Here is a 14250-nt window from a genome sequence, read left to right on the forward strand (position 1 = left end):
GAAGCCGCTCGAAACTGGGGGCGTGCTATCCGAGTTCCCGGGCGATGAGGGTCGCGGTCTGCAGCATTGCCGGGATGCGGGTCTTGAGCGTGTCGAGGTCCTGCACCATTCGGATGGCGGTGATCGACAGGGCACCGACGACGCCGAGCGGCGTGACGATCGGCACGGCGATGCAGTTGATGAAGTCCTCGAACTCTCGGTCGTCCGCGGCCCAGCCCTGCTGGGTCACGAGGTCCAGTTGCCGGTCGAGCTCGGCCCGGGACGAGATGGTGTTCTCGGTGAATTTCACCCACGTCGCCCCGGCGAGCACGGCGTCGCGCGCCCCGACGTCGAGGCCGGCCAGAATGGCCTTGCCCACGCCGCTGGCATACGGCACCACCGCCTTTCCGATGCTCGAGTACATGCGAACGCCGCTGGGGTCCTCGACCTTGTCGACGTAGACGATGATGTCCTCCACCAGCGCCGCGAGGTGCACCGTGTTGCCGACGATGCCGTGCAGCGTACGGAGGTGGTCGCGGGCGGCTCCTGGGAGGTCGAGGTCGTCGAACGCCCGCCTGGCCAGCGAGACCAGGTGCAGGCCGAGGCGGTAGCGGCCGTCCTTCCTCCGGTGCACGTAGCCGACGCTCTCCAACGCCCGAAGCTCGCGGAACATGGTCGACCGGTGGAGGTCGAATGTCGCGGCGAGCTCCATCACGGTCCTCGGCTCATCCGCGATAGCGTCGATGATGCGCGCGGCGCGGAGAACGCTCTGGGACATTCTGACATTGTTGCATCATTTGCAACACAGTTGTGAAATACGCGCGGATGCCCGAGAGTTGACCGACGCTGCTCGTCCACTGCGTCCGGTGAGGAAGCCACGACATGCCCACGCCCCTGTTCCCTGCTCCCCGCTCCTACCGGGAGGGTTCGGGCATCGGTGCGGCGGAATCGACTCCGGTCATCGTGACGCTCGACGACGCGCTCCCCGCACAGGGGTACCGCATCCGCACGGCGCCGGAGGCGATCTCGATCGACCACCGGGACGCAGCCGGCCTCCGCTACGGTCTTCAGACGCTCGATCAGCTGCGCGCATCCGGAACGCTTCAGCGAATCGCGGTCGAGATCATCGACTGGCCGGACTTCGAGACCCGGGGTTTCATGCTCGACGTGAGCCGCGACCGGGTGCCCACCCGGCGAACGCTGCGGCGCTACGTCGAGCTGCTCTCGCTCGCGCGGATCAACCAGCTCGAGCTCTACATGGAGCACACGTTCGCCTACGCCGCCCACGACGCCGTGTGGTCGCGGGCCAGCGCGCTCACCGCCGAAGACATGCGCTGGCTGGACGACCTCTGCGCCGGGGTCGGGATCGCGTTGGTCGCGAACCAGAACACGTTCGGCCACATGGATCGCTGGCTCAAGCTCGAGCAGTATGCCGCGCGGGCGGAGAAACCGGGCGGCTTCGAGCTCTTCGGACGTCACCGGGAGGCGGGCACCCTCGAGCCGACCCGGGAGAACCTCGACCTCGTCGGCGAGCTCCTGGTCGAACTGACGTCGACGCTACGCAGCAAGCGGGTGAACATCGGCGCCGACGAGCCGTTCGAACTCGGTCTCGGGCGCAGCGGCGGCGAGGTCGAGCGGAGGGGTGGCGGTGCTGTCTACTTCGATTACGTGTCCGAGGTCATGCGTCCGCTGCTCGACGACGGCTTCGAGGTCGAGTTCTGGGCGGACATCTTCGGCGACTACCCGGAGCTGATGGGTTCGGTGCCCGCCGGCGCGATCCCGGTGGTGTGGCAGTACGACTCGCCATCACACAGCCGAGCGGTCTGGGGCATCGCCACTCCTCGGCAACGAGCCGAATGGGACAGCGTCCACCTCGACATCGAGGCGCTCGCCAAGGGTTTCTCGGCCCGGGCGGCGGCGATGATCGACGCCGGTACTCCCTTCTGGGTCGCTCCGGGCACGAGCACGTGGCAGTCCTTCGTCGGCCGTATCGACAATGCTCTCGAGAACATGATCGATGCCGCCGAAGTGGGGATCGCGAACGGCTCGACCGGCTACATCAACACGTTGTGGGGCGACCACGGGCACTTCGACCCGCCGGCGGTGTCGTTCGGGCCGGTCGCCTACGGCGGGGCGGTCAGCTGGTGCCTGGACAGCAATCGCGCGATCGATCTCGCGGAGGTGCTCGATAGTCGGGTCTTCGACGACGAGGAGAGCGTGATCGGCGGGGTGTTGATGAGAATCGGGGCGACCGCGCTCGCTCTGGGCGCGCCGATGCTGAACGCGTCGCCACTGTTCCTCGCGTTGCTGCGCGGAGGCGACATATCTGAACTGCCCGCGATCCTTCCCGAGGCGCTCGAAGCCGTCGACGCCACCCTCGCCGCGGAACTCACCGAGCTCGACTACGCGCGGCCCGCGAGCTCCGACGGCGACATCGCCGTGCGGGAGCTGCGCCAGGCCATCCGGTTCGCCCGTCTCGGAGTGGAGGTGATCCGCCGCGGCGGCGTCGACGAAATGGCCCCCGTCGAGGCGCATCGCCTGCTCGGCCTCCTCGAGTCGGTGCTCGTGGAGCAGCGCGAGTGCTGGCTCCTGCGCTCTCGGCCGGGGGGCGTCGACGACAGCCTCGACTTCATGGCGGGCCTCCGCGCGGCGCTGACGGTGCAGGCGAGACGCAGGGTAGCGCGGCCGCGGCGCGCTGACGCGGTCGAGGCTAGCGCGCCGCGTCCCCGAGTGAACGCGCCGGTGCCTGCGACTCGAGACCGGTGAGCAGGAGCGTTATCCCAAAGTCGAAGGCCGCCCGCCCGCCGATCGCCGTCACCGGGTCGGCGGAGTGGCCCTCCGCGACGACACCGAGGCTGTCGGCCTGGAGTCGCTGCTGCTCGTGCGAGACATGCCCGAGCACGAAGTGGAGCAACGCCGCCGCCGCGACCTCGCTCGTCTGCTGATCGAAGCCGCCGCCGCGGATCGCCGTCGCGAGTCTCGACTGCGGCTCCCCGGCGCCGAGCCCGAGGGCGAGGGTGCTCGACACCACCTCTGCTCCGTCGCGGAACGCCAGCAGGGCATCGCGCAGCGCCTCCGCCTCGGCGCGGACGGCTCCGGACCAGTCGGCATCGCCTACCTCGCGGGGGACGGCTCGGGAGACGATCTGGTCGGCGATCGACGCAAGGAGGGTCTGCTTGTTGGCGAAGTGCCAATAGAGAGCACTCGGCTGCACATCGAGGGTCGCGGCGAGGCGTCGCATCGTCAGGTCGGGCAGGCCATGCTCGTCCAGGATCGCCAGCGCGCCGGCGACCACGTCGGCCCGAGAGTGACGGGTGTACTTCGTTTCGACCTCGTCAGAATTCGTCATCGTGTCTGTAGCGTAGCAGCGACCTGTACAGTGTTCAGGTGAACAGCGTTCAGGAGAAGGAGCACAGCATGGGCAATCGAGTTCGAATCGACATTCGTGACGTCACGCGGATCGCGGTCTTCGCGGCAATCATCGCCGTGCTCGGTCTTCCGGGGGCCATCCCGGTCTTCGGCGCGGTGCCGATCACGGCGCAGACCCTCGGTGTGATGCTCGCCGGCGCGGTGCTGGGATCCTGGCGGGGCGCGGCCGCCGTCGCCGTTTTCGAGGTGCTCGTGCTGCTGGGCCTGCCGTTGCTCTCCGGGGGATACGGCGGAGTGGGCGTCTTCGTCGGTCCGTCCGCCGGCTACCTGATCGGCTGGATCTTCGGAGCCTTCGTGATCGGAGCCATCGTGCGAGCGGATCGGCAGAATCCCACCTGGTGGCGGACGGCCCTCGGCTGCCTCGCGGGCGGCATCGGCGTGGTCTACGCGTTCGGGATCCCGGTGCAGGCGTTCGTGACCCAGATCCCGCTGGGCCCAACCGCCCTGTCGAGTGTCGTCTTCCTGCCGGGGGATGCCCTCAAGGTGGTCGTGGCGACCCTCGTCACGATGGCTCTCTGGCGCGCCTACCCTCAGGGCTTCCGGCGTGGAGCGACCCCGGCCGCCCCGGTGGTCGCCGTCCCCGCCGTCGAAACGGAATCCCCTCGCGCGGCGGTGAGTCGGCCAGAGTGATGGAGCATCCGGAGATCGTCTTCGACTCCGTTTCGGTGGACTTCGGCGGCCGGACGGCGCTGCGCGACGTCAGCGTGAGCCTCGACCAGCGTCGGATCGGGGTCATCGGGTCGAACGGCTCTGGCAAGTCCACCTTCGCGAGGATGCTCAATGGGCTCGTCCTGCCGAGCAGCGGGGCGGTGCGGGTGCACGGCCTCGACCCGGCGCGGCAGTCGAAGCTGCTCCGGCGGCGCGTCGGCTTCATCTTCAGCAACCCCGACGTGCAGATCGTGATGCCGACCGTCGCCGAAGACGTGGCCTTCTCCCTGCGCGGACGAGGGTTCACCGCCGCCGAGGCCGGCGCGCGCGTGTCGGCCGTCCTCGACCGGTTCGGGCTCACCACCCATTCGGAGGCACCGGCGCACAGCCTCTCCGGCGGCCAGAAGCAGTTGCTCGCACTCTGCTCGATCCTCGTCGGCGAGCCGGGCCTGCTCGTCGCCGACGAGCCCACCGCGCTCCTCGACGCCGTCAACAGTCGGCGGATAGCCGACCACCTGCTCGACGAACTGCCTCAGCAGCTCGTGCTCGTGACTCACGACCTTCGGATGGCGGCCCGATGCGACGTGGTTCTGCGGTTCGACGCCGGCCGGCTCGTGGAATCCGGCGCCCCCGGCGACGTCGTCGGACGCTACGAACGGGAACACGCGTGATCGCGTTGTACCGGCCGGGCGCGAGCGCCATCCACCGAGCGCCCGCCGGCCCGAAGGTGCTCGTCTTCATCGCGATCACGCTCGCGATCACGCTCTCCGCGCATAGTGCGTGGATGCTCCCGGCGGCGGCCGTTCTCGTCGTCGCCGGCTATCTGATCGCCGGGCTCGGGCTGGGGGAGCTCGCGGCGCAGGTGGTCGCGCTCCGCTGGCTGATCGTGGTCATGCTCGTGACGCAACTCGTCTTCCTTCCGGCCCTGGTCGCGCTGGCGAACACCGGGCGCGTGGTCGTGGTGATCGCGCTGGCCGCGCTCGTCACACTGACCACCCGTGTGCCCGCGCTTCTCGACGCGACTGAGCGCACACTCGCGCCCCTGCGCCGCTTCGGGGTGAACCCCGCCGGGGTCGGCCTTCTGCTCGCGATGACGATCACCACGATTCCCGTCATCGCCGGGCTCGCCGGGTCGATCCGCGAGGCTCAACGCGCGCGAGGGGTGCCGGTTCGCGCCACGACCTTCGTCGTCCCGCTCCTGGTGCTGTCGCTGAAGCACTCCGACGACCTCGCGGATGCCCTCGCCGCCCGGGGTGTCGAGTGATCGTCTACGGCGAGACGATCGACGACCAGACCCGGTGCGTTCACTACGGGACGCCCAAAGACGTCATCGCCATCAAGTTCAAGTGCTGCCGCCGTTACTATCCCTGCCACCTCTGTCACGAGCACGCGGAAACCCACGCGGCCACCCAATGGACGCTCGCCGAGCGTCAGCAGAAGGCGGTGCTGTGCGGCGTGTGCTCGACGGAGCTCACCATCGACGGCTATCTCGCGGTGGACGGCTGCCCCTCCTGCCACGCGCCGTTCAATGAGGGATGCCGACTGCACTCCTCCCTCTACTTCCAGGACTGACGAACGGATGCCGGGCGACACCGACGGCAACCGCGGAACTTCGGGTCGGCTGGGATATCCTTGCGAAGGCCGATTGCGGTGTGAACCCGGACTATCCGCACGAACATCTCCGTGCCATCCACTTCGAAGGGGGACGCCATGAGCGAGACCCGACCCCGGTCGAATCGGTCAGGCGTGCCGGGAATCGCGCGTCACGGCAGGCTCAAGAAGTCGCACGCCACCGTCGCGGTCCTCAAGTTCCTGGCCGCCGCGCTCGCCGTGGTCCTGGTCAGCGGGGCGTGCGTCGCCGGCATCGCCCTCAGCCAGATCAAGGGCAACATCAAGACCGTGACGCTCGTCGGCGAGACCGATGGTCCGCCCCCCGCGCTCGGCGCCTTCGACGGCGGCTTCAACCTGCTTCTCGTCGGCAGCGACACCCGCAAGGGCCAGGGGGCCTACGCGGGCAAGGACGACGGTGTGCTCAACGACGTGACGATGCTCCTGCACGTGTCGCAGGACCAGACCAATGCCGTGGCGGTGAGCATTCCCCGTGACATGGTGGTGCCGATCCCGGCGTGCCCGCGCGAAGACGGCAAGGGCAACTACGGTGCGATGTCCGCCCAGCCGATCAACAACACCCTGGCCTACGGCGGCCTGCCCTGCACGGTGGTCACGGTGAAGGCGCTCACCGGGCTCGACATCCCGTTCGCGGCGCTGATCACCTTCCAGGGCGTCATCGACATGTCGACGGCGGTCGGCGGAGTGCCGGTCTGCATCAACGGGCCGCTCCGGGACAAGTACTCGGGGATCGACCTCCCGGCCGCCGGCACATACACCCTCTCCGGGTTCCAGGCCCTGGCCTTCCTGCGCAGCCGTCACGGGGTGGGCGACGGAAGCGACCTCGGTCGCATCAGCTCGCAGCAGGTCTTCCTGTCGTCGCTCGTGCGTACGGTGAAGAGCGACAGCACCCTCACCGACTTCACCAAGCTCTTCGGTCTCGCCACGGCGGCCTCCAAGAACATGACGTTGTCGAAGAACCTCAGCAACCTCAACACCATGGTGTCGATCGCGCTGGTGCTCAAGAAGATCCCGCTCAACCGGATCTCGTTCGTGCAATACCCGGGCACCACGGGGGTGGGGGGCGTCTACGCAGGCAAGGTCGCTCCGATCGTGTCCGCCGCCAACGCGCTCTTCGCCAAGATCAAGGCCGACGAGCCGTTCAGCCTCGACTCCGGCACCGGGCGTGGGTCGATCCCCGACCCCAACGCTCCGGCTCCGACGGCTCCGGCTCCATCCGGATCCGCCGCACCGGATGCGACGGCAAGCGATGCGCCGGAGGTTCTGCCCGGCGTGCTCGGCCAGACGGCCGCGGACTACACCTGCTCCAAGGTGAACAAGTAGAACGTGAAGCGCTGGCTGGCCCCCAATTGACGTCGAGGGACCAGCCAGGCGTCCTAGCGTCGGGTCGTCCCGCGGCGATTGCGGCGGCTGAGCCAGAGGAACACGAGAGCGATTCCCAGGGCGACGATTCCGAGGGCAACGATCACGATTCCGATGGACGCGGATCCCGTCGCTGCCAAAGCTGTGGTCGAGGGAGCCAACGGGTTGATCCCCTCGAGTTTTGGTTGATCTATGGTGTTTTCGGTGCGGCGTGTGCCCGCTTGGATAACACTCTACGAGCCGCCGATTCGGCGGACAACGGATTCGAATCCCCAGTCCGGGGGTGGGTCGCTCCCCAGTTCAGGGGCGGACAAATCGTTCGCGGTGTCGGTCGAATCGGCCGTTCGCCGGTGTGCCGCTATGATTGCAGTCGAACAGTTGGAGCTGTCGCATAGTTCGGCCTAGTGCACCACCCTGCTAAGGTGGAGTACCCGTAAGGGTACCGTGGGTTCAAATCCCACCGGCTCCGCACTTGGAATGTACGCGAGTCTCGACGCCGCCGAGGCCTCGGGGGACGATTATCGTGGACCCGGCATTCCCGCCGGCTCGAAGTCGCTGACCTCCGCCCTCCGCTTCCGCACGGCCGACCGCACCCTCACCGCCGGCCCTCGAGCTCGTCCACGAGGGCAAGCCCGCGTGTTGCCCAGGCGATCTGCTGGGAAGCCCGGTCCACGAGACCCTCGTAGACGAAGATCTTGTAGCCGATGATTCGGGGCCATTCCGTCTCCGGGAAGATCTCGAGCCGCCTCGCCGTGATCGGATGGCTCTGGTCGCGGATGGCGCCCAGCTGGATCTGCCATTGCTCGCGCTGCTCGGTCCAATGCTCGATGTGCGCGCGCAACTGGGTACGGACGGTCTCCGGATCGGTCCACTCGAAATACGCGGCCCGGAGGTGGGCCGGATCGCGTTCCCGCACGTACTCGATGGGGGTCTCCATCCACTCGCGGAACGCCGCGATGCCGGCGTCGCTGATGCTGTAGATGCGTTTCGTCGCGCTCGTGGCCCGGCTGTTTCGGGCCACGGCCGTCGCGACGACGAGGCCCTCCGCCTCCATGCGCTTGAGCTCGGGATAGATCTGCGAATCCGGGGCGTGCCAGACGTGCCCGACCGAGCTGTGGAATGCCTTGGCCAGGTCGTAGCCAGTCATCGGCTGCGCGGTCAGCAGCGCGAGGAGGGCGTATCGCAGGCTCATGTCTCAATTCTCTCCGGGCCAGACTATTGCAGTTTCACTATGGAGATAGGTAATCTGAAACGCAAGCCCGAGTTTGGACGAAGGAGTCCCCATGAGAGAGACCACGGTCAACAAGGTCCTCGGCCACCCGCTGAACGCCTGGTATGTGGCGGCGTGGGACCACGAGGTCAATCGCAAGCCTCTCGCCCGCACTGTGGCGAACCGCCCGTTGGCGATGTACCGAACCGAGGACGGCCGGGCCGTGGCGCTCGCCGATGCGTGCTGGCACCGACTGGCGCCGCTGTCGATGGGCACCCCGGAGGGCCGGGACGGCATCCGCTGCCCCTATCACGGCATCGTCTACAACTCCGCGGGCCGGTGCATCTCGATGCCGGCCCAGGAGACCATCAACCCCAGCGCGACCGTGGCCTCGTTCCCGGTGGTCGAACTCCACCGCTTCGTGTGGGTGTGGCTCGGCGACCCGACGAAGGCCGATCCTTCGCTCGTTCCCGACATGCACCAGATGGATGACCCGGCCTGGGCCGGTGACGGCCTCACCATCCCGGTGGCCTGCAACTACCAGCTCGTGCTCGACAACCTGATGGACCTGACCCACGAGGAATTCGTGCACAGCTCGACCATCGGCCAGGAGGAGCTGAGCGAATCCGAGTTCGTGGTAACCCACGACGGCGACACCGTCACGGTCGAGCGTTGGATGCTGGGCATCGACGCCCCGCCGTTCTGGCTGGCGAACATGCGCGACCGTTTCCCCGGATTCGAGGGCAAGGTCGATAGGTGGCAGATCATCCACTTCGAGTCGCCATCCACCATCAACATCGACGTCGGGGTTGCCAAGGCGGGGACGGGCGCTCCCGCGGGCGACCGCAGCCAGGGCGTCAACGGCTACGTCATGAACACGATCACGCCGGAGACCGACAAGTCGTGCAATTACTTCTGGGCATTCATGCGCAACTATCGGCTGGAGAGCCAGGTGATCACGACGAAACTGCGCGACGGCGTCTCGCGGGTGTTCAAGGAGGACGAGGACATGCTCGTCGCCCAGCAGGCGGCGATCGAGGCGAACCCGGACTACGAGTTCTACAGCCTGAACATCGACGCGGGCGGCATGTGGGTGCGCCGCATCCTCGAGGGCAAGCTCGCCGCGGAGGGGCGCCTGCCGGTCCCAGCCGTGTCGGTGGCCTGAGCCTCGCGCCATGGCCACCTCACACTCCCGGGTGTGGCAACGGGCGACGGTGACCGAGTCCGACGCCCTGACCCCCGGCATCCGCAGAATCGTGTTCGAGCCGCAGCGCCCGGTGAAGGTCGAGGCTGGCGCGCACATCGACGTGAAGGTCACGATCGGTGGGGCTACCGACTCCCGGTCCTATTCGGTCGTTACGCCGTCCGACGAGGGTCGGACGATCACCATCTCGGTGCTCGACTCGCCGCAGTCGCGCGGCGGCGCGGCCGTGATGCACGCGCTGCGGGTCGGCGACACGATCGAGATCACCCAGCCGGTGCTCGACTTTCCGCTGCGGATCGGGGCGGCGAGGTATCTGCTGCTCGCGGGCGGCATCGGCATCACGGCGATCGCCGGAATGGCAAGCGTGTTGCGCTCGATCGGCGCCGACTACACGCTCGTCTACGTGGGCCGCGGGCTGGGCGAGATGGCCTTCGTCGAGGAACTGCGGCGAGAGCACGGCCAGCGCCTCGTGCTCCACGTGCGCGACGACGGAACCCCGCTGGACGTCGCGACCCTCGTCGGCTCGGTCGATGCCGGCACCGAACTGTACACGTGCGGCCCGATCCGGTTGATGGATGCCGTGCGCCGCGCCTGGATCGAACGCGAGCTGTCGCCCGCGAACCTGCGCTTCGAGACCTTCGGCAACAGCGGATGGTTCGACCCGCAGCGATTCGTCGTGCGTATCCCGCGCCTCGGGTTCGAGACCATGGTGGGAACAAGCGAGACGATGCTCGAGGCCCTCGAGTCGGCGGGGCTCGAGGTGATGTCCGACTGTCGTAAGGGCGAGTGCGGGCTCTGCGAGGTGCGCGTGCTGCACCTCGACGGCGACCTCGACCACCGCGACGTCTTCTACAGCGAACGGCAGAAGGATGCCCGCGGCAAGATCTGCTGCTGCGTCTCCCGCGCCGTCTCGACCGACCTCGGCCGCCCGGGCCCCGCGGTCGTCACCATCGACATCTCGTAATTACACAGCAAACCCAAGCACAATACGTTCAGGAATCCAAAGGAGAACACGCAATGACGCTGACAATGGACCCGGCCACGACCGGACAGTTCCTCGACCCGAACATCTGGGCGGGAAAGATCTACCTCAACGGGGAGTGGGTCCCCGGCTCCGGCGGCGACATCCCCATCGTCGAACCGGCGACCGGCGAGGAGCTCGGCCGTGCCGGTATGGCCACCCCGGCCGATGTGACCAGGGCCGCGGCGGGCGCGGCGGCCGCGCAGAAGGCGTGGGCGGCATCCCCGCACGCGGTTCGTGCCGGGGTGTTGCGCAAGGCGGCGGCGCTCCTGGAGCAGCACGCCGAGGAGATCATGGATTGGAACGTCCGAGAGGTCGGCTCCGTGCCGCCGCTCGCCGCGTTCGCCCTCCATGTCGGGGCTCAGGAATGTTACGAGGCGTCGGCGCTGCCGTCGCATCCGCTCGGCCAGATCCTCTCGAGCGAGGAGCCGCGGATCTCGATCGCCCAGCGCGTTCCCGTCGGCGTGGTCGGCGTGGTCTCGCCGTTCAATGTGCCGATCATCCTCGGCATCCGTGCCGTCGCTCCGGCCCTCGCCCTCGGCAATGCCGTGCTGCTCAAACCGGACCCGCGCACCGCTGTGACCGGCGGCGTGATGCTGACGCGCATCTTCGAGGAGGCCGGACTCCCGGCTGGCGTGCTGCAGTTGGTGACCGGCGGAGCGGACGTGGGCGAGGCCATGGTGGTCGACCCCAACGTCCGCGTCATCGCCTTCACCGGTTCGACCCGGGCCGGCCGCTCGGTGGGAGAACTCGCCGGCAAGCACCTGAAGCGCGCGCACCTCGAGCTCGGCGGCAACTCCGCGTTCCTCGTGCTCGACGACGCCGACGTCGATCAGGCCGTCAACCTCGCCACCTGGGGCAGCTTCCTGCACCAGGGCCAGATCTGCATGACGGTCGGGCGCCATCTCGTGCACGAGAGCCTGTTCGAGGAGTACGTGGCGAAGCTTGCCGCGAAGGCCGACTCGATGGCCGTCGGCAATCCCGCGACCGAGCACGTGCACCTCGGTCCGATCATCGACGCCAACCAGCGCGACCGGGTGCACCGTCTGGTCACCGAATCGATCGCGGCCGGTGCCGAGCTCAAGGCGGGCGGCACCTACGACGGGCTGTTCTACCGGCCGACCGTGCTGGCGAACTCCCCGCTCGACGCTCCCGCGTTCTGCGAGGAGGTCTTCGGGCCGGTGGCCTCCGTGGTGAAGTTCAGCACGGATGACGAGGCCATCGCGATCGCGACGGCCTCGGAGTACGGGCTGTCGCTCGGCATCGTCACCGCCGACGCCCTGCGCGGGTACGAGCTCGCGCAGCGCATCCCGTCCGGAATCGTGCACGTGAACGACCAGACGGTCAACGATGAGGCGAACACGCCGTTCGGCGGGGTCGGGGCCTCCGGCACCGGTTCGCGCCAGGGTGGAGCGGAGGCGAACATCGAGGCCTTCACCGAGACGCGGTGGATCACCATGCGCCGCACCCCGGCCAGCTACCCGTTCTAGGCGGAAGTTCGGGATGCGGGCGCCGACCGCACGTCGGCTCCGCACCCTCGCGCTGCCGTTTCTCGAGGACCTGCGGCTCTCGCAGAGGCCGCTACGGGTGCATCAGGAATCCGTGCGACTCCGAGAGTTCCTTGAGTTCAGTGAGCGCGTCGACGAGCCGGTTCTCGGGCACGAGGACGTGGTCGTGGTGGTATCCGGCGATCATGTTGCAGCTGATCCCGGCCTTGGTCAGCGTGGCGGCGACCGCGCCCGTGAGACCGACCGTCTCGAGCGCCGAGTAGACGTGCAGGGTGATCCAGGCCGCCACGAAGCTGTAGTGCAGCCCGAGCCGGTCGGCGTCCTCCCGGCGGAGGACCACGGATAGCCCTTCGGATTCCACCACGCTTGCGAGCGGCTCGATGCCTTGGAGAGACTCGCTGAAGCCCACCGACGCGAACACGAATGACCCCGGGACGCGCTCGGGGCTGAGCTTGGCGAGTAGGTTGGAAAGGTCCGATTCGACTGTCACCGGTCCATTCTGCCCCCATTCGACCGCCTTGCAGAGCATCCCTCGAGATTGGGAACGTACCCGGGCGTTTTGGGGGTGGGGACCTTGGGCACTTACCGCCGAGCGTCATCCGGCCTTGAATTAGCGCATGCCAGAAATGGACGCGTTAGAAACCCTCTTCGTCGTGACCTCCTTCCTGTTCGAGGGTGCACTGGTGGTGCACTTCGCGGTTCGGCGATGGCGGTTCGACACGGCGGTGCGTCAAGGCTGGGTCATCTACGTGATGAGCGTGCCAGCCGTGCTGGTCAGCAGCATTCTTCTCCTGGCGGGCAAGGAGTGGTGGCTCTGGCTCGGTGGCGTGCTCTTCTTCTTCTGGGCGGTCTTCGGCTTCACCGTGGAGTACCTGGCGGAAGTGCAGTGGCGCGACCCGATCCGCTGGTCGATCTTTGTGCCGTACGTGCTGCTCTACCTCGGGACCTCGATGTTCTACTGGTGGCCCCTCGCGCGGATCTGGCCACCCCTCTGGTACGCGTTCGGCGTGCTCTTTGTCGTCGCCACCGTGCTGAACGTCGCATCACACCGGGCGCCGAAGGATCGCCGCCGCACCTCGTGACGGCGCCACGCCGGTTGACGGCTCGGCCGCCGATTCGCGCCGGTCATGATCGCTGGTATAGTCGACAGGCCGGGTTAAGCCCGGCAATGCGCCCGTAGCTCAGCGGATAGAGCAATTGACTACGGATCAATAGGTCGGGGGTTCAAATCCCTCCGGGCGCACCAATCATTCTCAGCCAAATGAGATTCAAAACCCCCGGTCAGCCGGGGGTTCTTGGTTTCCCGCGTTCGACAGTTCATCGTGCGCCGCGTGGTCAAGACTCCACTTCTGCCCACATTTCACCCACACTTGAGGACACTGCCCTGTCATTTAAAGCGGCTGCAACCGCGTCTAAGTCATCTTCGAAGAGATCTGCGTAGACATCGAGGGTCATGGCCGCGGATGCGTGGCCGAGCATCCGTTGCAGGGATTTCACGTGCGCGCCGGCCGAGACCGCAAGACTCGCGGCAGTGTGACGGAGATCGTGGGGCGTCACTCGAGGGAAGTGAGGATCGGCGGCCGTGAGCTCTGCGACCGCTCGGTCGAATCTTCGCCGCCGGAACTGTGCATTCCGCAGCACCCCGCCCATCGGCGCCGTGAAAAGGAGGTCGCTCCTGTGTTTTCCTGCCATGTGACGTTTGAGCATCAGGTCGAGAAATTCTGGGTACGGGACGGATCGACTCGCGTGGGACTTGGGCGTGCCCCACACAATTGTGCCGTTCGGCTCGGTCACCGCCTCGACGATGTCTATGCGACGCCGCACGGAATCTACGCGCTCAACTTTCAGGGCAGCGAGCTCACCCCAGCGGATTCCTGTGTACGCGAGCAGCAACACGACATCGCCCTGGTCCCCAACAGAAGTGGCGAGTTTCGCGACTTGGTCGTGGGACAGGTAGCCACGCTCCTTTTTGACAATTCGGGGAAGTCGGATCCCCTCGCATGGGTTTCTCACGACCAAGCCATTGATTCGGCCTGGGTTTAGTTCCTCGTTGCTTCCCTGTCTGGCGGGTGCCGGCTGGGACGATTCTTGGTCAGCGTAATACTCTTCCTCGACCTCGATCGGGGTGCGCAGGGCGAGTTCGCCGTGGAGGCGTTGGTTGTTCCACCACCACACATATTCCAGCGTCGCGAGTTCGACCTGCTCGACCGTTCGCCAAGGCCCTTGTCGGCGGATGAGTTCATTTTTGTAGAGCCCGTTC

Annotated in this window: 16 protein-coding genes and 2 tRNA genes; 12 read left to right on the forward strand and 6 right to left on the reverse strand. The window is 67.2% G+C overall.

Annotation, left to right across the window (positions count from 1 at the left end; all coding sequences use genetic code 11):
* Nucleotides 1-25 precede the first annotated feature (25 nt).
* Nucleotides 26-757 carry an IclR family transcriptional regulator gene (locus FVP33_RS15190; RefSeq protein ID WP_147784517.1) on the reverse strand — a complete coding sequence of 244 codons (732 nt, stop codon included), beginning with the start codon at nt 755-757 and terminating at the stop codon, nt 26-28.
* A gap of 104 nt (nt 758-861) precedes the next feature.
* Between FVP33_RS15190 and FVP33_RS15195 the strand changes: the two genes are divergently transcribed.
* The gene (locus tag FVP33_RS15195) at nt 862-2745 is read left to right on the forward strand and encodes a glycoside hydrolase family 20 zincin-like fold domain-containing protein (RefSeq protein WP_147784518.1); all 1884 of its coding nucleotides are present in this window, start codon (nt 862-864) and stop codon (nt 2743-2745) included.
* On the opposite strand, the gene FVP33_RS15200 is transcribed toward FVP33_RS15195, so the two are convergent.
* Entirely contained in the window at nt 2690-3328 is a 639-nt protein-coding gene (locus FVP33_RS15200) for a TetR/AcrR family transcriptional regulator C-terminal domain-containing protein (RefSeq protein ID WP_147784519.1), read from the reverse strand. The two genes, FVP33_RS15195 and FVP33_RS15200, sit on opposite strands and share 56 nt — an antisense overlap.
* 68 nt (nt 3329-3396) lie before the next feature.
* On the opposite strand from FVP33_RS15200, the gene FVP33_RS15205 reads away from it, so the two are divergent.
* The 5 genes from FVP33_RS15205 to FVP33_RS15225 all read left to right on the forward strand — a co-directional run bounded on the left by FVP33_RS15205 (nt 3397) and on the right by FVP33_RS15225 (nt 7008).
* Nucleotides 3397-4038, forward strand: coding sequence for a biotin transporter BioY (locus FVP33_RS15205; protein ID WP_147784557.1), 642 nt, complete (start codon nt 3397-3399; stop codon nt 4036-4038).
* Nucleotides 4038-4727, forward strand: coding sequence for an energy-coupling factor ABC transporter ATP-binding protein (locus FVP33_RS15210; RefSeq protein ID WP_147784558.1), 690 nt, complete (start codon nt 4038-4040; stop codon nt 4725-4727). The genes FVP33_RS15205 and FVP33_RS15210 overlap by 1 nt, the downstream gene beginning before the upstream one ends.
* Nucleotides 4724-5320 carry an energy-coupling factor transporter transmembrane component T family protein gene (locus tag FVP33_RS15215; protein WP_147784520.1) on the forward strand — a complete coding sequence of 199 codons (597 nt, stop codon included), beginning with the start codon at nt 4724-4726 and terminating at the stop codon, nt 5318-5320. The genes FVP33_RS15210 and FVP33_RS15215 overlap by 4 nt, the downstream gene beginning before the upstream one ends.
* Nucleotides 5317-5628, forward strand: a complete 312-nt coding sequence (locus FVP33_RS15220; RefSeq protein WP_147784521.1) for a CHY zinc finger protein — start codon at nt 5317-5319, stop codon at nt 5626-5628. Before FVP33_RS15215 ends, FVP33_RS15220 begins: the two co-directional genes overlap by 4 nt.
* Nucleotides 5629-5766: 138 nt before the next feature.
* Entirely contained in the window at nt 5767-7008 is a 1242-nt protein-coding gene (locus FVP33_RS15225; protein WP_147784522.1) for an LCP family protein, read from the forward strand.
* A gap of 53 nt (nt 7009-7061) precedes the next feature.
* On the opposite strand, the gene FVP33_RS19580 is transcribed toward FVP33_RS15225, so the two are convergent.
* Nucleotides 7062-7187, reverse strand: a complete 126-nt coding sequence (locus tag FVP33_RS19580) for an LPXTG cell wall anchor domain-containing protein (protein ID WP_187270745.1) — start codon at nt 7185-7187, stop codon at nt 7062-7064.
* Nucleotides 7188-7427: 240 nt separating this feature from the next.
* Here FVP33_RS19580 and FVP33_RS15235 point away from each other — a divergent pair.
* Nucleotides 7428-7516: transfer RNA gene (locus FVP33_RS15235), tRNA-Ser, on the forward strand.
* A gap of 126 nt (nt 7517-7642) precedes the next feature.
* Here the strand turns inward: FVP33_RS15235 and FVP33_RS15245 are convergent.
* Nucleotides 7643-8239 (reverse strand): PadR family transcriptional regulator, encoded by a 597-nt coding sequence (locus tag FVP33_RS15245; RefSeq protein ID WP_147784525.1) that lies wholly within the window; start codon nt 8237-8239, stop codon nt 7643-7645.
* A gap of 91 nt (nt 8240-8330) precedes the next feature.
* On the opposite strand from FVP33_RS15245, the gene FVP33_RS15250 reads away from it, so the two are divergent.
* Genes FVP33_RS15250 through FVP33_RS15260 form a run of 3 tightly spaced genes read left to right on the forward strand, consistent with a single transcriptional unit; the run spans nt 8331 to nt 11972 of the window.
* On the forward strand, nt 8331-9422 hold the full coding sequence (locus FVP33_RS15250; protein ID WP_147784526.1) for an aromatic ring-hydroxylating dioxygenase subunit alpha: 1092 nt from the start codon (nt 8331-8333) through the stop codon (nt 9420-9422).
* A 10-nt stretch (nt 9423-9432) separates the two neighbouring features.
* Entirely contained in the window at nt 9433-10425 is a 993-nt protein-coding gene (locus tag FVP33_RS15255; RefSeq protein ID WP_147784527.1) for a PDR/VanB family oxidoreductase, read from the forward strand.
* A 53-nt stretch (nt 10426-10478) separates the two neighbouring features.
* A complete protein-coding gene (locus tag FVP33_RS15260) occupies nt 10479-11972 on the forward strand; it encodes an aldehyde dehydrogenase family protein (RefSeq protein WP_147784528.1) in 1494 nt (497 codons plus the stop codon).
* A 91-nt stretch (nt 11973-12063) separates the two neighbouring features.
* Here FVP33_RS15260 and FVP33_RS15265 read toward each other — a convergent pair whose 3' ends face one another.
* Nucleotides 12064-12480: an ACT domain-containing protein gene (locus FVP33_RS15265; protein ID WP_147784529.1), complete on the reverse strand. Its 417-nt coding sequence runs from the start codon at nt 12478-12480 to the stop codon at nt 12064-12066.
* A gap of 127 nt (nt 12481-12607) precedes the next feature.
* On the opposite strand from FVP33_RS15265, the gene FVP33_RS15270 reads away from it, so the two are divergent.
* Together FVP33_RS15270 and FVP33_RS15275 are read left to right on the forward strand one after the other, a co-directional pair.
* Nucleotides 12608-13072 (forward strand): hypothetical protein, encoded by a 465-nt coding sequence (locus FVP33_RS15270; protein ID WP_147784530.1) that lies wholly within the window; start codon nt 12608-12610, stop codon nt 13070-13072.
* 88 nt (nt 13073-13160) lie between these two features.
* A tRNA-Arg gene (locus tag FVP33_RS15275) sits at nt 13161-13236 on the forward strand.
* 89 nt (nt 13237-13325) lie between these two features.
* On the opposite strand, the gene FVP33_RS15280 is transcribed toward FVP33_RS15275, so the two are convergent.
* A partial coding sequence (locus FVP33_RS15280; protein ID WP_425460952.1) for a tyrosine-type recombinase/integrase occupies nt 13326-14250 on the reverse strand: 925 nt, incomplete at its 5' end.

Origin of the sequence: Lacisediminihabitans profunda (genome assembly GCF_008040105.1) — a bacterium.
GTDB lineage: Bacteria > Actinomycetota > Actinomycetes > Actinomycetales > Microbacteriaceae > Lacisediminihabitans > Lacisediminihabitans profunda.

Coding starts and splice junctions, on each gene's coding strand:
- FVP33_RS15190 (WP_147784517.1), bottom strand. CDS start 757: ATGTCCCAGAGCGTTCTCCGCGCCGCGCGCATCATCGACGCTATCGCG.
- FVP33_RS15195 (WP_147784518.1), top strand. CDS start 862: ATGCCCACGCCCCTGTTCCCTGCTCCCCGCTCCTACCGGGAGGGTTCG.
- FVP33_RS15200 (WP_147784519.1), bottom strand. CDS start 3,328: ATGACGAATTCTGACGAGGTCGAAACGAAGTACACCCGTCACTCTCGG.
- FVP33_RS15205 (WP_147784557.1), top strand. CDS start 3,397: ATGGGCAATCGAGTTCGAATCGACATTCGTGACGTCACGCGGATCGCG.
- FVP33_RS15210 (WP_147784558.1), top strand. CDS start 4,038: ATGGAGCATCCGGAGATCGTCTTCGACTCCGTTTCGGTGGACTTCGGC.
- FVP33_RS15225 (WP_147784522.1), top strand. CDS start 5,767: ATGAGCGAGACCCGACCCCGGTCGAATCGGTCAGGCGTGCCGGGAATC.
- FVP33_RS15245 (WP_147784525.1), bottom strand. CDS start 8,239: ATGAGCCTGCGATACGCCCTCCTCGCGCTGCTGACCGCGCAGCCGATG.
- FVP33_RS15250 (WP_147784526.1), top strand. CDS start 8,331: ATGAGAGAGACCACGGTCAACAAGGTCCTCGGCCACCCGCTGAACGCC.
- FVP33_RS15255 (WP_147784527.1), top strand. CDS start 9,433: ATGGCCACCTCACACTCCCGGGTGTGGCAACGGGCGACGGTGACCGAG.
- FVP33_RS15260 (WP_147784528.1), top strand. CDS start 10,479: ATGACGCTGACAATGGACCCGGCCACGACCGGACAGTTCCTCGACCCG.
- FVP33_RS15270 (WP_147784530.1), top strand. CDS start 12,608: ATGCCAGAAATGGACGCGTTAGAAACCCTCTTCGTCGTGACCTCCTTC.